The sequence below is a fragment of the Parabacteroides chinchillae genome (genome assembly GCF_900108035.1).
In the GTDB taxonomy this organism is placed as follows: domain Bacteria; phylum Bacteroidota; class Bacteroidia; order Bacteroidales; family Tannerellaceae; genus Parabacteroides; species Parabacteroides chinchillae.
The window spans coordinates 38,489-56,252 of the sequence record NZ_FNVS01000021.1 but is presented as its reverse complement, the minus strand read 5'-3'; the positions used below and the strand labels follow the sequence as shown (position 1 = coordinate 56,252).

The following is a 17,764-nucleotide window of genomic DNA, read 5'->3' as shown; positions in this document are numbered from 1 at the left end:
AAATGAAGCATCATTTCTTCCGGTATACCAAAAGCCGGCAAGGCTGCATCACTCATACTCAGTACTCCATACAAATTCTTAAACGGGGCAATGTAACTATCTAAACGGTTCGTTGTAGCAATAAACAATGCAGGAGATTTACCCAATCGCTTAAGCTGTTTTTTATAGCGTATAAGGCTAAGCGAATTTTGAATGATAATCAGATCGTAAGATTGTCCCTGTTCATAGCTTTGCTCAGAAAACAAATCTCCCAACAGATGAAGTTGATAATGGGCAGATAACAACTTAACCAGATAGCCGGATATTTCTCTCGAACAAGTATCCAGTCCTTCCTGTGTTCCTATATATAATATTGAAGAGTAGTTTATAGGCATATATGAGACATCTAAGGTTAACAATCATTTTCTCAAAACTAATGGATTAAAATACCATAAACAAGCCTATTAAGAAAATGTCATTAAAATGTCATTAAATTAAAAACCAATTAGTAGCAGTCCATTCAACAGATATAACTATAGTATTGTCGTCCTCTGATATATTACATAAGTTGCTTACATCGCTATTTTTATTTGCTTTAGTTCTTTTTTGATGTTAAGGCTTCTATTCAATTTTATTTATACATTCAAAATATTATATTTTGATCGCCCCTATTTATGTTTATTTCTTATACTTAGCCAACATAACCACCGGGTTTGACTCTTCATTCAATCCGGCTGCAATTTCTTTCAGTTTGCCTTTCAGTTGTCCTTTCCCGTAGGCTTCCACAAGATCGGGGGCTTCTAATATTTGCACAAATGCAATTTCCTTATTCCCAAATGTGATTTCAGAAGTCACGGTTATAGGCTGTTTATTGTCAATATCTGCATTATACATTACATATTCAAATATGGCATTCATCTGTTTGTCATACATTAGGTTAGTTCGTTTATGCCCGGTATCATTTACCCAATCCCATTCGGCCTTTACGGTTTGCATGAAACAGTATTGGTCTGTAAGAACTGCCGGATATAAAAATACACTTGGTTTCATAGATTGTATCGAGGGAGTCCGAATTATAAGAGGTACCATGCTATAGTCGGAAAAAAAATCGTATATCGTATCTGATGAATTTTCCATAAGCATCCAACAGTTGTTACCATGGGGAACTAGTGTACGATTACGAATTGGCATCAAAGAACTTCTGTCGGCAGGAAATAATATCGATGACACTTTCTCTTTATATGGAATTTCAATCTCTTTAATAATACTTCCGTCTTGTTTAGATATAATCAAAAATACATTTTGGTTTTCCTGCCAGTTTTTATCTAAAGCATTGTCACGACATATTAAATGATTTCGGTCGAAATTGTATATTTCCATATGATATTGGCGATTTTCCTTGTGGTTGAAGCTTCGTTTGAAATTCCCGAACAAATCATATACCAATATTTTTTCTGAGAAATGATCATTGACAAAAATTTCATTATTGTCTTCATCTAAAGTTACTCCTAAGAGAAATGTATATTCTTTGGAGCCTTCACCTCGATGATTGATTTTTCTTAAAGCTTTGCCATTTCTGTCAAAAATAAATATATCTCCGTCGGAGGATCTTCTCCTATTTCTGACTATTATGATTTCTTTGCTAATTGCATGAAGCCATCCTGTCGTGATAAAATCATCTTTCGTCTCCAACGGAATGTATTCCACATCCATAAAGTCCTGAAGAATTAATTCCTTTTTTGGATAATTTGCTGTAACATCTACTGTAATAAAGTTATCAGTCGCTTGGTTATTCCCTTTTCCGCATCCTGCCATTATGAGTAGGATTATTACCGGAATTAAATTTAGTTTTTTCATCTCTGGTAATTTATATATTCAAGGTACTTCATTAAATCGTAAACATATATGATGGGCTTACTTGCTTTTTAGCATTTGCCTGGTACGGTCAACAAAATAATTATTTCTCCTTTCTGTTAATAAATAAAGTGGATATTGAGTTTTGGATGATTTTTTCAAAGATAATTAAAAAATCTTTGTGTATAAGCATATTACGAAAATTTAATTAAAATGGCATTAAAAAAGAAACTTTGAGAGATTGCTGCCCTTGTTTGAATGTTTATGAAATGACCATGTTTTCGTTGCTGAAAATCATCGGGATCTTTTTATAAAATGATCCCGATGATTTCAAAAAATGATCCCGATGAAATTTTTATTTGATAAAAATCATATCTTTGGTCTGTTGTAAGGCGAATGAATAAAAGCAAGTTTGTTATGAAACCGGAAATTACTGTCATAATATGTGCTTTTGCACTGGTGTGTTCTTCCTGTGTGCTGAATACTCCGAAAAATGATGTGGAATATAATGGCTTGAATACAATTGAAATAGCCAGTGTGAATGATTTAATATCATTTTACCAATATACGGAAGATCGTATTCCGTTGATTAGCGGACATCGTGGCGGCAGGGCAAAAGGTTTTCCAGAAAATAGCCTTGAAACTTTTGCTAATACACTGAGTTATACCCCTGCCACTTTTGAAATAGATCCCCGTTTGACGAAGGACAGTGTGATTGTTTTATTTCATGATGATACATTGGGAAGGACCAGCAATGGAACCGGAAAAGTTTCAGACTATACTTGGGAGGAGCTACAGAAGTTACGCTTAAAAGACCCGGATGGCAATTTGACGGATTGTAGGATACCTAAACTGGAAGATGCCATCCGTTGGGCTAAAGGTAAGACTGTGCTGATACTGGATAAGAAAGATGTTCCGATGGAACGTACGGCACAACTTATAACCGATATGGAGGCCGAACCTTACGTCATGATAACGGTTCATAATGGTGCTGATGCCCGTTTTTACTACGAGAAAAACCCTGACTTTATGTTTGAAGCCTTTGTTAAAACTAAGGAGGCGTTGCAAGACTATGAAGCAAACGGGATTCCCTGGAATCATATTATGGCATACATTGGTCCGCAGGTAACGCCGGAAAATCTCGAAGTGATGGATATGCTTCATGAGCGTGGAGTTATGTGTATGGTTTCGGCAGCTCCTACGGATGATAAATTGCCGACGGAAGATGACCGGGCGGAAGCTTATCGCCAGATAATCCGGAAAGGTGTGGATATTATAGAGTCGGATCGTCCTATCGAGGTTTCGAATGCTATTTCTTCATTTATCTCGGGAGACAGCAGCAAGGAAAAATTCTTTGGCTTACAGGACACCGAATAAAAGGCATATTATCTTATATCTTAATACTGTAAAAAACAATTGACTAAACATGAACAATGAATTAGAAATGAACTCTAACACATTAGTGGAGTTCCTGCAGAAACCCGCTTCGGAATTTACAAAAGCCGATATGATCCGGTATATCAAGGAAAATGATATACACATGGTGAATTTTATGTATCCGGCAGGTGACGGGCGTTTGAAAACCTTGAATTTTGTTATTAACAATCTTGCTTACCTGGACGCGATATTGACATGTGGCGAACGTGTCGATGGCTCCAGTCTGTTTTCTTTTATTGAGGCCGGAAGCAGCGACTTATATGTTGTACCCCGTTTCCGTACGGCGTTTCTTGATCCTTTCTCGGCTTCGCCTACTCTTACAATGTTATGCTCTTTCTTTAATAAAGACGGCGCTCCGTTGGAAAGTGCACCCGAATATACGTTGCATAAAGCTTGTAAGGCTTTTACCGATGTGACGGGTATGGAGTTTCAGGCAATGGGAGAACTGGAATATTATGTAATTGCGCCGGATGACGAACTTTTCCCGGCCACAGACCAGCGTGGTTATCATGAATCGGGCCCGTATGCCAAGTTCAATCAGTTTCGTACCGAGTGCATGAAATATATTGCGCAAGCCGGCGGACAGATTAAATACGGACATTCGGAAGTCGGGAACTTTACATTGGACGGTATGGTGTATGAGCAAAACGAAATAGAGTTTCTTCCCACGCGTGCCAGCGATGCTGCCGACCAACTGATGATAGCAAAATGGGTTATTCGTAATCTGGCAAATGAATATAGTTACAATATCACTTTTGCACCGAAGATAACTGTTGGAAAAGCAGGGTCGGGTTTGCATATTCACATGCGTATGATGAAGGATGGGAAGAACCGGATGTTGGCAAATGGCATCCTTTCTGAAACGGCACGCAAAGCGATTGCCGGTATGATGGTATTGGCTCCGTCTATTACTGCTTTCGGCAATACAAATCCTACTTCTTACTTCCGTTTGGTTCCCCACCAGGAAGCCCCTACTAATATTTGTTGGGGAGACCGGAACCGTTCCGTTCTTGTTCGTGTACCGTTGGGATGGTCGGCAAAAACGGATATGTGCATGTTGGCTAACCCTTTGGAAGAGGAAAGCCATTATGATACAACTCAAAAGCAGACTGTGGAAATGCGTTCGCCGGATGGGTCGGCCGATTTATATCAATTGCTTGCAGGGTTGGCTGTTGCTTGCCGTCATGGATTTGAAATGGAAAATGCTTTGGAGATCGCAGAGAAGACGTATGTTAATGTAAATATTCACCAGGCCGAGAATGCTGCCCGGCTGGAATCATTGGAGCAGCTACCCGATAGTTGTGCGGCTTCTGCCGACCGCCTGCAACAGCAGCGTGCCATTTTTGAGAAATACAATGTATTCAGCCCGGCAATGATTGATGGTATAATAAAGAAACTGAAGTCATATAATGATGCAACTTTGCGTGCGGATTTACAGAATAATCCCGAAGGAATGAAAGAGCTGGTTAAGGCTTATTTTCATTGCGGATAAGGTAAATAAAAAGGCGGTGTGCCATCTGAGTTCCGTAATAGCTTTTGGGGCACACCTTCTTTTTACAACATTCCCAGTTCGGTAAACATCTTCCGGTAGACTTCTGCTTTTTCTTCCAATGGTTTAGGATAAGCGCGTGAAGAAGAGGGCATACGATACAAACGAAGCGTGCGGCCGGATAATTCAAACTCCGTGTATGTACCGACTTTTGGCTCCTCCATTTCCGGCAATACGGATAATAGTGTTTCCATCGCTTTCTGGCCTGTCACAACAATGGCTTTGCATTCGGGAATACGATTGAGTATTTCTTCAGGATTGAGCGGCTTTACCACTTCCAGAAACTTGTCGGATGCATTGTCTTTCTGACGGATTACTTCCATAGCCGTATCGCCGATACCGACTCCATTTTTCAGGCAGAAATTCTTTGCTTTCTCTTCACTGAACGTTTTTTTTGTTGCCAGAAAATAGTCTTTATCCGCATGGAACAGTAATCCGAGGATACGCCACATATCATTTTGTATGTTCGGATAGTAGAAATTCATCGACCACCTTGCTTTCGGAGGAGGAAAACTGCCTAACATAAGTAAATGTGTATTCGCCGGCAAAAAGAAACCAAGCGGATGTTGTTCTATTGGTTTATTGTCCGCGTCCATTCTTTTTAAGCTCCCGTTTATTGTCTTCTTTAGCTAATAAAACGACGTTATACACAAAGTTGGAAATCCATTGTTCCGAATAGCCTAGTGTTTCTGCATATTTACGGATGCTCCATGCTGTTTTCTGTACGCTGACGTCTTTCCATTCAGACTTGGTAAGAATGTCGTGAATCGTTTTTTGTGTCATATTCTTTAGTAGCTTCTTTACCAGCATGGAAAAACGGAATTTCCATTGCATCAGATTGCCAAGCAAGGTAAAGAGGTCGTTGTTGAAACCCTGGAATACGAAAAAGTATGTTTTGATATCGTTCTGGGTTTTACAATTCTTTTTTACGGAGGCATCTATTTCTTTGAAGAAAGCCTCTTCCAGCCCGTAATCTTGCATTAGTACTTTGCGGACACGTGATTTTTCTGCAACTCCCAGTTTGTTGTTTTGGGTCGGTATCTTCAGCATACGTTTGAACAATGCCATGTCGGGCAAGATGTTCAAATTGGTAATACCGAGGTTGACAGCCATTACGGCTTGATAATATACACGGATAAGAGATACAAATTCTTCAACTGAACCTTTGCCGGTTTCTTCTGCTACGTCGCTATTCTTCCTGAATAATTTAGAGATTATATTCATCACTGTTTATTATATTGATATTTACGGGGACAAATGTAATAAAACTTGCCTTGTCTACCGATAAACTATTCAATTCTCTCGACAGTAACTTCCGGAAATTCTTCCATAAGGGTAAGTAAATGGCTTTCTTCTGTGTTCTTTTTAGCTTTTATTACCATAGTGACAATGTAAGAATCGGTATCTGTATGGTTGAGATGCTTCATCTCATAGGATGAAATAATATGTCCGCGGTCATTTAAAAGGCGGGCTATCTTTTTAATAATATCTTTTTGGTTTGTAGAAAAGACAATCAGCGAACTGCGTAGTCCGATGCTTTTAAAAATGTAACTTAATAATTCCAGCCCGATTAGTGTAAGAATAGTTGCGGCTACGCCTATTGCGTACATACCGGAACCTATGGCTAACCCGATACCGGCTGTAGCCTATATGCCGGCAGCTGTAGTCAGGCTACGTACAAATTGTTTATTATTGGTTTAAGCGCCATTCTCTGTGAAAAGAATCTATAGCCTCTTTTACTGAACCATGTAAAAGAAGAAGGTGTTTCGCCTGTTCATAATCCAGGCTTAGTTCTTCCATGATCATGCGGGTTCCGCGGTCTACCAACTTTTGGTTGGTGAGTTGCATGTTTACCATTCGGTTTCCTTTTACCCTTCCCAATTTTATCATGGTGGAGGTGGTAATCATGTTAAGTACCATTTTTTGTGCTGTTCCGCTTTTCATCCGTGTACTTCCGGTGACAAATTCAGGCCCGACTATCGGCTCGATAGCAATGTCTGCTTCATTGGCCATAGGCGAATCCGGATTACATGAGACCGAAGCTGTCAGGATGCCGCGTGCCCGTGCGTTGCGCAGAGCCCCGATAACATAGGGTGTTGTACCCGAAGCTGCTATACCTATTACAGTATCATTTTGGTTGATATGATAGGCTTCCAATTCTTTCCAGCCTTTTTCCAAATCGTCTTCTGCTGCCTCGACAGGGTTGCGTAGTGCTGTGTCTCCTCCGGCAATTAGTCCGATAACTAAAGTGTTTGGCATTCCGTAAGTGGGTGGAATTTCGGATGCATCCAATACTCCGAGCCGGCCGCTGGTGCCTGCTCCCAAATAGAAAATCCGTCCGCCTTTTTTCATTCGTTCCACAATAGCCGCGACCAGTTTCTCTATTTGCGGAATTTCTTTATTTACTGCAATTGCTACTTTTTGATCTTCCTTGTTAATGTCTTCCAGTATTTCCCGGAGAGACATTTTATCCAGATCATTATATAAAGAATCGGATTCTGTGATTTTTTGGAATGCCATGTTAGTTTATGTATGTGAGTGATAAGAAATCAGTCCGGGCATTGGAGCCTTTTCTATATTTCCTGTCTGCAAATTTAATGATAATGCGGCTTCTTTCAGAATTTCTTTGTAATAGAATGCAATAGATCCTGTGAAATGTATAGGATATTTGTCGAATCCGTCATATTGCATTACATTGCGGATAAAGAAATTGCGGAAACCGGAATATACGATGTTGTAAATGGGTTGTTCGGTTATATTTTCGAGCAGAAACCGGGAAAGTGTTGCCAGGAAACGATTTGGGAAAGGCTGTTTATATACCCTGTCTAAAATTATGGCCGGAGTCAGATCATATTGTTTCATGAACTTGTCGACTAAATATTCCGGTAATTGATGTTTCAGGCAATCGCCTATAAGAGTTTTCCCTAAAACAGCTCCACTGCCTTCGTCTCCCAGAATAAAACCTAACGGGGAAACATGTTCTACTATTTCTTCTCCGTCAAACAGGCAAGAATTAGAACCTGTACCTAAAATACAGGCTATTCCCGGCTGGGTTTTGCATAGAGAACGAGCTGCAGCCATCAAATCGCTGTAAACTTCTATAGGTGCAGGTATGTGACGAAGTAAAACATCTGCTATGATCTTGTTTTTCTCAGGAAAAGCACATCCTGCCCCGTAGAAATAAATGGCATCTATTTTGTAGTTTGCAATAGCCGGGCAAAGTGTATCTTTTATTTCTCCTGCAATTTCTTCAGGAGATTGGAAGTATGGATTTGTTCCTGCTGTTAAAACTGTTTGGACGGAAATCCCTTTTATATTGTCCGCAATGCACCATTCTGTTTTTGTGGAACCACTATCGGCTATTAGAATCATAAATGTGATATTTAAAAATTAAAAACGATTCTCTGGATGATATATACGGCAGCTCCGGCCAGATAGCCAAGCAAGGCTATAAATGAAATACGTTTCAGATACCATAAAAAGTTGATACGTTCCAATCCCATAACGACAACTCCTGCAGCCGAACCTATAATCAACATACTTCCTCCTACACCGGCACAGTATGCCAGGAATTGCCAGAACACGCCGTCTTGCACGAAATGAGACATATATACGGGATCGGCAGCTGCTGCAATCATTGTTTCATTCGCTATGGGATACATACCCATTGCTCCGGCAACCAAAGGAACATTGTCGATAACAGCCGATAATGTACCGATAATTAAATTGACAGCATACACATTACCAACAGTTTTGTCCAGCCAGAGGGCAAAGCCGGTAAGTGCTCCGCTACAGCGTAATGCGTCTACAGCTAATAAAATACCGAGGAAGAATAGTAATGTTGAGCCGTCTATACGGTGGACAACTTTGGAAAGACGCAGCTTTAAGTCTTCTTCGATCCGGTTATTCCTGTACATTATTTCGGTATAGAACCATAAAATCCCTACTCCCATAAGGATGCCCATGAAAGGAGGCAGATGTGTCAATGTCTTGAATATCGGGACAAAAAGCAGGCAAAATACGCCTAATATAAGAATGGATAGTTTTTCTTTTGTTTTTAAGAACTTTAGTACCTCTTCATTCGGGTTGTTATCGAAAACATTCGGGGGTGTTACATTTCCGTGAAGGTATTTCATAACTAACAAGACCGGAACCAGAGCAGATACTATACTAGGCAAAATCAGATGCGGAATAGTGGAAGCAGTGGAAATATTTCCTCTTACCCATAACATGATTGTTGTTACATCTCCGATCGGAGACCAAGCTCCTCCGCTGTTGGCAGCGATAATGATAATACTCCCGAATACCCATCTGTCTTTATAATCCCCGATTAATTTGCGTATCAGCATAATCATAACGATGGAAGTAGTCAGGTTATCCAAAACGGCAGACATGAAAAATGTAATAATCGCCACCATGAATAAAAGCTTGCGTTTCTTTGTTGTGATAATACGGTTGGTGATAAACATAAATCCACCGTGTACGTCAATGAGTTCAACCGTAATCATTGCACCAATCAGGAAGATAAGTGTTTCGGCTATTTCTCCGATGCTATCCAGAACCTGATGCTCTACGACAAAATGAATGCATTGTTCTTTAAAAGAGAATAATGAATAAGATGGGTTATTTTGTAAAAATTGTTTGAATTCTTCGACAGATGCATTGGGTATGAAAGAAGGTGCCCCGTATGTATATAATACCCATAAAATGGTTCCGACAAGTAAAGCCGTTCCTGCTTTGTTAATCTTTAGCGGATGCTCCAGGGCAATCAACACATATCCGACCAGGAAGACGATGATCATGTATGTTAACATAATGTATATGTATTAAACGTGTATTTTTTAACGATGCAAAAGTATGAAATTTCTAAATCAATTAACACTCTGTGTATGTAAATGGTTCTGTTTTTATTACTTTTGTCCCAAAAGAAAAAGGTAGATTAGATGTCACAATTAAATATAAACGGGCTGACTAAGAGTTTTGGAGACTTGGTTTTGTTTGAAGATATAACATTTGGTATTGCACAAGGCCAGAAGATTGGTCTTATTGCGAAGAATGGATCCGGAAAAACAACCTTGTTGAATATTATTGCCGGGAAAGAGGATTATGATAGCGGCTCCGTTGTTTTTCGTAATGATTTGAGAGTTGGGTATCTGGAGCAATCTCCTGCTTATCCTTCCGAACTGACTGTTTTGCAGGCTTGTTTCTATTCTTCAAATGAAACCGTTCGCCTGATAGCCGAATATGAACAGGCTATGGCTAGTGATGACCATTCTAATCTGGAAGATATCCTTCTCCGGATGGATAACATGAAGGCGTGGGATTATGAGCAGAAGGCTAAGCAGATTTTAGGGCAACTCAAGATTTACAATTTTGACCAGAAGATAAGTGAGCTTTCCGGAGGCCAGTTGAAACGTGTGGCACTTGCCAACGTACTGATTACCGATCCTGAATTGATTATTTTGGATGAACCTACCAACCACCTTGACCTGGAGATGACCGAATGGCTGGAAGGATATCTGAGCCGTGCCAATATCAGTATATTGATGGTGACTCACGACCGTTATTTTCTGGACCGTGTATGTAGTGAAATTATCGAGATAGACAGAAAACAAATCTACCAATATAAGGGGAACTATAGCTATTATCTGGAAAAACGCCAGGAGCGGATGGAGGCATTGAATGCCGAAGTAGACCGTGCAAGCAACTTGCTTCGTAAAGAATTAGACTGGATGCGCCGTCAACCGCAAGCGCGCGGAACGAAAGCCAAATATCGTATTGATGCTTTTTATGAACTGGAAAAGAAAGCAAAACAGCAGCATGAAGCCGGTAATGTTAATCTGGATGTGAAAGCTTCGTATATTGGCTCGAAAATATTTGAGGCAGAACATGTAAGTAAAAGTTTTGGTGATCTGAAAATTACGGAAGATTTCAATTACGTTTTTGCCAGATATGAAAAGATGGGTATTGTAGGGAATAACGGAACCGGGAAGTCTACTTTTATTAAAATGCTGATGGGTGAAGTTGAACCGGATAGTGGCCGTTTCGATATTGGCGAAACTGTGCGTTTCGGTTATTATAGTCAGGATGGTTTGCAGTTTGACGAACAAATGAAAGTAATTGACGTAGTACAGGATATTGCTGAATATGTTGACTTGGGTGACGGCCGTAAAATGGGAGTTTCCCAGTTCCTGAATTATTTCCTTTTTGCTCCCGAAAAACAGCATAGCTACGTTTATAAGTTGAGTGGAGGCGAGAAACGCCGTTTATATCTTTGTACGATACTGATGCGGAATCCGAACTTTCTTGTGCTGGATGAGCCAACCAACGACCTCGATATTATTACTTTGAATGTATTGGAAGAATATCTTTCCAATTTCAAAGGTTGTGTGATTGTTGTTTCACACGACCGATATTTTATGGATAAAGTGGTAGGCCATCTGTTAGTATTCCGTGGTAATGCTGATATAAAAGATTTCCCTGGTAATTATACACAATACCGGGAATGGAAAGAAGCGATTGATCTGCAGGAGAAGGAAGCAGCAGCAGCTCGTCAGGCCAAGTTAAGTCCTGTTCAGGAAAAACATAACCGCTCATCTGACGCACCGAAGAAAAAGCTTACATTTAAAGAACGCAAAGAATACGAAGCGCTTGAAGTTGAGATACCTGCCCTTGAAACGGAAAAGGCAGAACTAGAATTGGCTATGAGTAGTGGCTCATTATCAAATGACGAACTGATGGCAAAAGCGGATCGCATTGCCAAAGTAATAGATGAAATTGATGAAAAGACAATGCGTTGGTTGGAACTAAGCGAATTTGCATAATATAGAGAAAGCTTACTTCCTGTTGATTGCGAATAAAGAACCCTTTTATTCATTTGAGTTGGCCTTTTGTTTTCTTACATTTGCTCCCTGTTTGATAATTAGTTGGTGATGGATACAAAGGATAAACAGAATCCTGCTTTGTGGAACAGGAATTTCGTACAATGCTGCCTCTCTTATTTTTTGATGAACTTTGCATTTTATATGTTGGTGCCCACGTTGCCGGTTTATCTGGTGGATGAACTGGGAATTGAAGCATCGGAAGTTGGCTTGGTGATGGCTAGCTATACCATTGGCTTAATGTGCGTCCGCCCTTTTTCAGGTTATCTGGTGGATTGTTTTTCGCGGAAACCACTTTATCTTTTTAGTTTTATTGTTTTTGCAGGCTTGTTTGCCGGATATCTGGTAGCAGTTACGATGGCTGGTATTATAGCTGTCCGTTTCCTGCAAGGAGGATTTATGGGGTTGACTTCTGTATCGGGTAATACAATTGCAATAGATGTTATCCCTTCGCAGCGTAGGGGAGAAGGAATGGGATTTTACGGATTGGCTGTAAACCTGGGTATGTCGCTTGCTCCATTGGCTGCTCTTCCTTTGTATGGATGGAAAGGGTTTGATTCTTTGGTTGTAGCGGGGTTAATGATTGCTTTTATTGGTGTATTTTCAGTCAGTCTGATTCGTTATCCGAAACGTGAAAGGGTGTCCCGTCCTTCTTTTTCTTTAGACCGGTTTATCTTGTTAAAAGCTTTGCCGGCAGCTTTTTCGTACATGTTTGTCGCTATTCCTTACGGGATGATTCTTTCCTTTGTGGTCTTATATGGAAAAGAAACAGGAATATCCGATCCCGGGTACTTCTTTATCTTTATGGCTGTCGGGGTTGGTACTTCACGCCTTGTTTCGGGGCGTTTGGTGGATCATGGAAAGATTCACACGGTCTCTGTTTGCTCATTGGTTAGTTTAGTCATATCGTTTATGTTATTTGCCTTGGTTCATAATGAGATTCTCTTTTTTAGTTTAGCATTAACTATCGGTATGGGGTTTGGTATTAGCGTACCGGCTTTCCAATGCCTTTTTGTTAATGTGGCACCTCATCACATGCGGGGAACGGCTACTTCTACATTTCTTACTTCTTTGGATTTAGGAGTGGGTATAGGGATGCTTTCAGCCGGTTTTATTGCTTCGTATACCAATTTGTCGGTTGCTTATCTTAGTGGGGCAGGATGTTGTGTGGCCTCTTTATTGGTCTACCTTTGTTGGGTACGGGATTCCTATGAGAGGAATAAATTGTAAGGTACTTTGTTTTTTTTCCCCTGATAAAACTTTTTTTTTCCTATGGTGAAACTTTATTTTCATCGGGATGAAACTTTTTTCCGACACCGATAAAATGAAATGGGAAAACGGATGGTATCTGGAATTATTCCTGTTTACTTTTTCTCCTGTTTAGAAGCAACAAAAGCCGTGTACATTTGTAGAATAGCTGCAATAGTCAGGCAAATAACCCATTCATTACCTCCTTTGAACATTAATCCCGAAGCGAAAATCATTAGTAGTCCAGCAATGATATTGAAGCGGTGTAAACGACGATTCCTGAAGTCCATTTCTTTTGTCTGGATAGTCAGATAGCTGACTGCATAACCGGCTGCGCCAAGAGCAAAAAGATAAGGTGCTGCTATCCAGTGGAAGAAGTGCGATACAGCGCCAATCAGTATAAGAAGACCGGCTATATTAAAAAGAATAGTTCTTACTTGTTGATCCATTATTTATCTTTTATAATATAAACATCTTCATTTGATTTCTTCATGTAATATTCTTCGCGGGCAAACCGTTCCAAACCTTCTTTATCCGTATGAAGATCATTCAGTTTTTTTGTGTTTGTTTCAATCTCTTGCTGATAGTGTTTTATTTCCTTCTCCAAACTACGGATTTTTTCATCGTATGTATAACGCTGGTAAAGGCTGCTGTCGCCGGTTGTGAAAGTAAGCGCCAGAAATACAATGGTAACCAACCAATAGATGTTTATCCACGATAGATATTTATTATAAAACTCTTTTATGCGTGACATGGAATCATAGTTTTTGCAAAGGTAAATGAATTATTTTGTTTATCTTTGTCTTATCAATAAAAAAGCAGACGATGGATAACTATATTGTATCGGCAAGAAAATATCGTCCTTCTACATTCCGGAGTGTAGTCGGGCAGAAATCTCTTACCACTACATTAAGAAATGCAATACAAAGTAACAAACTTGCGCATGCTTATTTATTTTGCGGCCCCCGCGGGGTAGGGAAGACTTCATGTGCCCGTATTTTTGCAAAAACCATAAATTGCCTGAATCCGACACCGGAAGGTGAAGCCTGCAACGAATGTGAATCATGCAAGGCATTTCTTGAACAACGTTCTTATAATATCCATGAGCTGGATGCTGCATCCAACAACTCGGTAGACGATATTCGTGCTTTGATAGACCAGGTACGTATTCCGCCTCCGATAGGAAAATATAAAGTCTTTATTATTGATGAGGTGCATATGTTGAGTTCGGCAGCTTTCAATGCTTTTCTGAAGACATTGGAAGAACCTCCCCACCATGCACTGTTTATATTGGCTACGACAGAAAAGCATAAGGTACTCCCTACCATATTGTCGCGTTGCCAGATATATGATTTTTCGCGTATATCCATTCGCGACATGGTGGAACATTTAGAATATGTAGCTTCATCTGAAGGAGTGAATGCGGAGCCGGAAGCTTTGAATGTGATTGCGCAAAAAGCAGATGGAGGAATGCGCGATGCATTGTCTATATTTGACCAGGTGGTTAGTTTTACAAATGGAAATATTACTTATCAGGCTGTAATTGATAACCTGAATGTGCTGGATTATGAATATTATTTCCGTTTGACGGATGCCTTTCTTTCCGGTAATGTAAGGGCTTCTATGTTGTTGCTTAATGAAATACTGAATAAAGGTTTTGACGGACAAAATATTATTACAGGCCTGGCCGGGCATTTCCGTGATCTGTTGGTGTGCAAAGATGAATCTACTCTGGTCTTATTCGAAGTAGGCGCTTCTATCAGGGAGCGGTATAAAGAAATGGCAAAACGGTGCCCGGATGCATTATTGTTTAAAGCAATCGAACTGGCTAATACGTGTGATTTGAATTATCGTGCCAGCCGGAATAAGCGTCTGCTGCTTGAATTGACATTGATCCAGTTATGCCAGTTAAGTAATCCGGCGCAGGAAGACAGTAAAAAAAAAGGACTGATTGAACCGATACCTTCAAATACAACACCGGTAGCCCAACAGGTACAGGCTTCTGTAGTTACTCCGTCTGTTGCTCCTATACAACAACAGGTCGTGACAACAAAAATGCCTCCTACTATTTCGGCTCCTTCTCAAACTCCACCTCCGGCGACACCCCGCAATAAATCTATTATGCGCCCTCCTGTGGGAATCTCATTAAAAGAAATAGGAGTGGAGAAACCAAAAGAACAGATAGACCAACAAATATCTAATACTTCAAAAGAGCTGGCAAATCCGTTTTCTGAAGAGGAATTGATTCGTAATTGGGATGCTTTTGCCGATACAATAGATAAGAAAGTTTATCTTAAGAACACAATGATAAACTGTAAACCTGTATTACAGGAAAACTATTATTTTGAGGTGGCAGTGCATAATCCGGGACAACGGGAGGAGTTGATAAACGGAGCTATCGATATTTTGTCATTTCTTCGTTTACAATTAAAGAATTCACGTATCCAGATGCGTGTCCGGATTATTGAAACAAATGAAAAGCATCTGGCATATACATCAGTAGAAAAGTTTGAACATCTGTTAAGTATAAATCCGGCTTTATCGAAGTTGAAAGAAGAATTTGATCTGAGATTGGATTAAAGTAAACAACTCTCTCCGGTTTTATTTGACTGTCTGGAATGGATGTAGGAATATACCTGTGACTGCTATCCAGGTTGCGTCGCTATTAGTGAAAACCTGCTTATTCAAAAGTAGGGAAATATAAACAAGAAAGGGCTTTTAAAAGCCCTTTCTTGTTTATATTATAATTCTCTTAGCCAAATGTTGCGGAAACTGATGGGTTCGCTTGGATCGCCATGGCTTTGCAACCTGATAGGGCCTGCTCCATGTTTAATCACCTTGGGGAATCCGATATATTCGGTTGTTCCTAATATTGTTGTGTTATTCTGAAGGACAATACCGTTTTGTATAACTGTTACGTGAGGAGGGATACGATATGTACCATCTTCCTTAAAAACAGGGGCAGTGTAAATGATGTCGTATACATTCCATTCTCCCGGTTTACGCATAGCATTGGCTAGTGGAGGCGTTTGTTTATAGACACTACCTGTCTGGCCGTTTACATAAGTTTCATTGTTGTAACAATCCAGTACTTGTATTTCGTACATGTCTTGTAGGAAGATTCCGCTATTGCCACGAGCTTGACTGTTTCCGGTAATATTTTCCGGAATACACCATTCGATATGTAACTGAAAGTTCTCAAATTTTTGCTTGGTCAGTATATCGCCGGCGGGTTTGTTTACTGTAAATGTTCCGTTATGTACAGTCCATTGTGCGGGGCCTCCTTTTGAATCTTCCCATGCAGAGAGGTCTTTGCCGTCAAATAATATGATAGCATCAGACGGCGCAGAATTAGTGCAGATGTCGCCTGGTGTAACAATTTTGGGCTGCGGTGTCCAGTATTCGGACATTCCGGGAGTCATCTTTTCCGGTTGAGGATACTGCTTCTGTGCGTTCGCTCCAATAGTAGCCGTACATGCTAAAGTGAAAAGTACGGCTTTGACAGTCATGTTTTTTTTATTCATGGTCTAGAATATTACTTAGGTTTACAGATAATAATTGTCTCACAAACTTACAGTTTTTTTAGTAGAATGAAACTTTATCCAAACAGAATTTACTGGATTCTATGGTTAAAGAGACGTTTTTCTGCTAATTCTTCATACTTTGTTCCCGGACGTCCGTAGTTACAGTATGGATAGATACTTATGCCGCCACGAGGAGTAAAGATACCGGTAATTTCTATGTATTTCGGATCCATTAACCGTATCAGATCTTTCATGATGATATTTACACAATCTTCATGGAATGCCCCATGATTACGAAAACTGAACAGGTAGAGTTTAAGGCTTTTGCTTTCTACCATTTTTATGTCCGGAATATAATCTATATGAATAGTAGCAAAGTCCGGCTGACCGGTGATGGGACATAAACTTGTAAATTCAGGGCAATTGAATTGCACCCAGTAGTCGTTATCCTGATGTTTGTTTGTAAATGCTTCCAGGACTTCGGGGGCATAATCTTGTTTGTATTGTGTTGAACTGCCCAATAAATGCAATTCGTTTTCATTTTGTCTTGTATCCATATTATTGCTTTTTTCTTTGTAAGTATTTATTCAAACCTTCTTTACGTAATTTGCAAGCCGGACAATGTCCACACCCGTCTGCCAAAATGCCATTATAGCAAGTGAGTGTTTGTGTACGGACCAGATTAAATACGCCAAGTTTATCCGATAGCTCCCATACGTCACTTTTGTCCCGCTTCATTAAAGGTGTATGAATAACAAACTGCTCATCCATTGCCAGGTTTAATGTAACATTAAGTGATCTGATAAATGTATCTCTACAATCCGGATATCCACTGAAGTCTGCTTCGGAAACTCCGGTTACGAGGTTAAATATTCCTTTACTTCTTGCCATAATTGCAGCGAATGTGAGGAATACCATGTTTCTTCCCGGCACAAATGTATTGGGATAACTGTCTGACGGTTTATCCTGATCCATTGGAATGGACGTGTCGGTTAGTGAGTTTGGTGCTAATTGGCTGATCAATGATACATCCAGTAAATGGAATGGTATACTTGCTTCGGATGCAATTTTACGGGCAACTTCAATTTCTAAAGAATGTTTTTGTCCGTAGGTAAAACATACGGCTTCTACTCTTGGAAAGTGCTTCTTTGCCCAGAAAAGGCAGGTCGTGGAATCTTGTCCACCGGAGAAGCATACTAAGGCGGCTTCTTGTTGTTTCATTTTTTCTTGTTTTTAATACGTGGTTAGGCAAGCACACGGCAAGAAGACGTTTCTTGCACTGCAAATTTACA

Annotated in this window: 17 protein-coding genes and 1 pseudogene; 5 read left to right on the top strand and 13 right to left on the bottom strand. The window is 40.0% G+C overall.

The genetic code is table 11. The annotated features are described in order from the left end of the window. Both C4S38_RS14320 and C4S38_RS14315 read right to left on the bottom strand, forming a co-directional pair. Window positions 1–374: hypothetical protein (locus tag C4S38_RS14320; RefSeq protein WP_146059493.1), on the bottom strand; the 374-nt coding region annotated here is incomplete at its 3' end. Between the two features lie 283 nt (window positions 375–657). Then, window positions 658–1,836: a 6-bladed beta-propeller gene (locus C4S38_RS14315; protein WP_103984257.1), complete on the bottom strand. Its 1,179-nt coding sequence runs from the start codon at window positions 1,834–1,836 to the stop codon at window positions 658–660. A gap of 414 nt (window positions 1,837–2,250) precedes the next feature. Here C4S38_RS14315 and C4S38_RS14310 point away from each other — a divergent pair, with 414 nt between their 5' ends. Both C4S38_RS14310 and C4S38_RS14305 read left to right on the top strand, forming a co-directional pair. After that, entirely contained in the window at window positions 2,251–3,210 is a 960-nt protein-coding gene (locus tag C4S38_RS14310; protein WP_103984261.1) for a glycerophosphodiester phosphodiesterase family protein, read from the top strand. Window positions 3,211–3,259: 49 nt separating this feature from the next. Further along, complete coding sequence (locus C4S38_RS14305; RefSeq protein WP_103984256.1) at window positions 3,260–4,762, top strand: glutamine synthetase family protein; 1,503 nt, start codon at window positions 3,260–3,262, stop codon at window positions 4,760–4,762. Between the two features lie 62 nt (window positions 4,763–4,824). Here C4S38_RS14305 and C4S38_RS14300 read toward each other — a convergent pair whose 3' ends face one another. The 6 genes and pseudogenes from C4S38_RS14300 to nhaD all read right to left on the bottom strand — a co-directional run bounded on the left by C4S38_RS14300 (window position 4,825) and on the right by nhaD (window position 9,633). After that, a complete protein-coding gene (locus C4S38_RS14300) occupies window positions 4,825–5,415 on the bottom strand; it encodes a uracil-DNA glycosylase family protein (protein ID WP_103984255.1) in 591 nt (196 codons plus the stop codon). Next, window positions 5,399–6,043, bottom strand: coding sequence for a hypothetical protein (locus tag C4S38_RS14295; protein ID WP_103984254.1), 645 nt, complete (start codon window positions 6,041–6,043; stop codon window positions 5,399–5,401). The genes C4S38_RS14300 and C4S38_RS14295 overlap by 17 nt, the downstream gene beginning before the upstream one ends. 65 nt (window positions 6,044–6,108) lie before the next feature. Further along, window positions 6,109–6,507: pseudogene (locus tag C4S38_RS14290) on the bottom strand (MgtC/SapB family protein); the annotation flags it as partial. Between the two features lies 1 nt (window position 6,508). Then, window positions 6,509–7,339, bottom strand: a complete 831-nt coding sequence (gene murQ, locus C4S38_RS14285; protein WP_103984253.1) for an N-acetylmuramic acid 6-phosphate etherase — start codon at window positions 7,337–7,339, stop codon at window positions 6,509–6,511. 6 nt (window positions 7,340–7,345) lie between these two features. Continuing rightward, entirely contained in the window at window positions 7,346–8,191 is an 846-nt protein-coding gene (locus tag C4S38_RS14280) for an ATPase (RefSeq protein ID WP_103984252.1), read from the bottom strand. An 11-nt stretch (window positions 8,192–8,202) separates the two neighbouring features. Beyond that, window positions 8,203–9,633 carry a sodium:proton antiporter NhaD gene (gene nhaD / locus C4S38_RS14275; RefSeq protein WP_103984251.1) on the bottom strand — a complete coding sequence of 477 codons (1,431 nt, stop codon included), beginning with the start codon at window positions 9,631–9,633 and terminating at the stop codon, window positions 8,203–8,205. Window positions 9,634–9,762: 129 nt separating this feature from the next. Between nhaD and C4S38_RS14270 the strand changes: the two genes are divergently transcribed. Then, window positions 9,763–11,643 carry an ABC-F family ATP-binding cassette domain-containing protein gene (locus C4S38_RS14270; RefSeq protein WP_103984250.1) on the top strand — a complete coding sequence of 627 codons (1,881 nt, stop codon included), beginning with the start codon at window positions 9,763–9,765 and terminating at the stop codon, window positions 11,641–11,643. A 108-nt stretch (window positions 11,644–11,751) separates the two neighbouring features. Next, window positions 11,752–12,930 (top strand): MFS transporter, encoded by a 1,179-nt coding sequence (locus tag C4S38_RS14265; RefSeq protein ID WP_103984249.1) that lies wholly within the window; start codon window positions 11,752–11,754, stop codon window positions 12,928–12,930. 134 nt (window positions 12,931–13,064) lie between these two features. On the opposite strand, the gene C4S38_RS14260 is transcribed toward C4S38_RS14265, so the two are convergent. Both C4S38_RS14260 and C4S38_RS14255 read right to left on the bottom strand, forming a co-directional pair. Then, a complete protein-coding gene (locus C4S38_RS14260) occupies window positions 13,065–13,397 on the bottom strand; it encodes a hypothetical protein (RefSeq protein WP_103984248.1) in 333 nt (110 codons plus the stop codon). Continuing rightward, window positions 13,397–13,702 (bottom strand): FtsB family cell division protein, encoded by a 306-nt coding sequence (locus C4S38_RS14255; protein WP_103984247.1) that lies wholly within the window; start codon window positions 13,700–13,702, stop codon window positions 13,397–13,399. Before C4S38_RS14255 ends, C4S38_RS14260 begins: the two co-directional genes overlap by 1 nt. 71 nt (window positions 13,703–13,773) lie before the next feature. Between C4S38_RS14255 and C4S38_RS14250 the strand changes: the two genes are divergently transcribed. Continuing rightward, window positions 13,774–15,528 carry a DNA polymerase III subunit gamma/tau gene (locus C4S38_RS14250; RefSeq protein ID WP_103984246.1) on the top strand — a complete coding sequence of 585 codons (1,755 nt, stop codon included), beginning with the start codon at window positions 13,774–13,776 and terminating at the stop codon, window positions 15,526–15,528. A 161-nt stretch (window positions 15,529–15,689) separates the two neighbouring features. On the opposite strand, the gene C4S38_RS14245 is transcribed toward C4S38_RS14250, so the two are convergent. The 3 genes from C4S38_RS14245 to queC form a co-directional block, all read right to left on the bottom strand. After that, window positions 15,690–16,472, bottom strand: a complete 783-nt coding sequence (locus tag C4S38_RS14245) for a 3-keto-disaccharide hydrolase (RefSeq protein ID WP_103984245.1) — start codon at window positions 16,470–16,472, stop codon at window positions 15,690–15,692. 89 nt (window positions 16,473–16,561) lie between these two features. Further along, complete coding sequence (queF, locus tag C4S38_RS14240) at window positions 16,562–17,029, bottom strand: preQ(1) synthase (RefSeq protein ID WP_103984244.1); 468 nt, start codon at window positions 17,027–17,029, stop codon at window positions 16,562–16,564. 1 nt (window position 17,030) lies between these two features. Further along, window positions 17,031–17,693, bottom strand: a complete 663-nt coding sequence (gene queC / locus C4S38_RS14235) for a 7-cyano-7-deazaguanine synthase QueC (RefSeq protein ID WP_099464150.1) — start codon at window positions 17,691–17,693, stop codon at window positions 17,031–17,033. Between the last annotated feature and the right edge of the window lie 71 nt (window positions 17,694–17,764).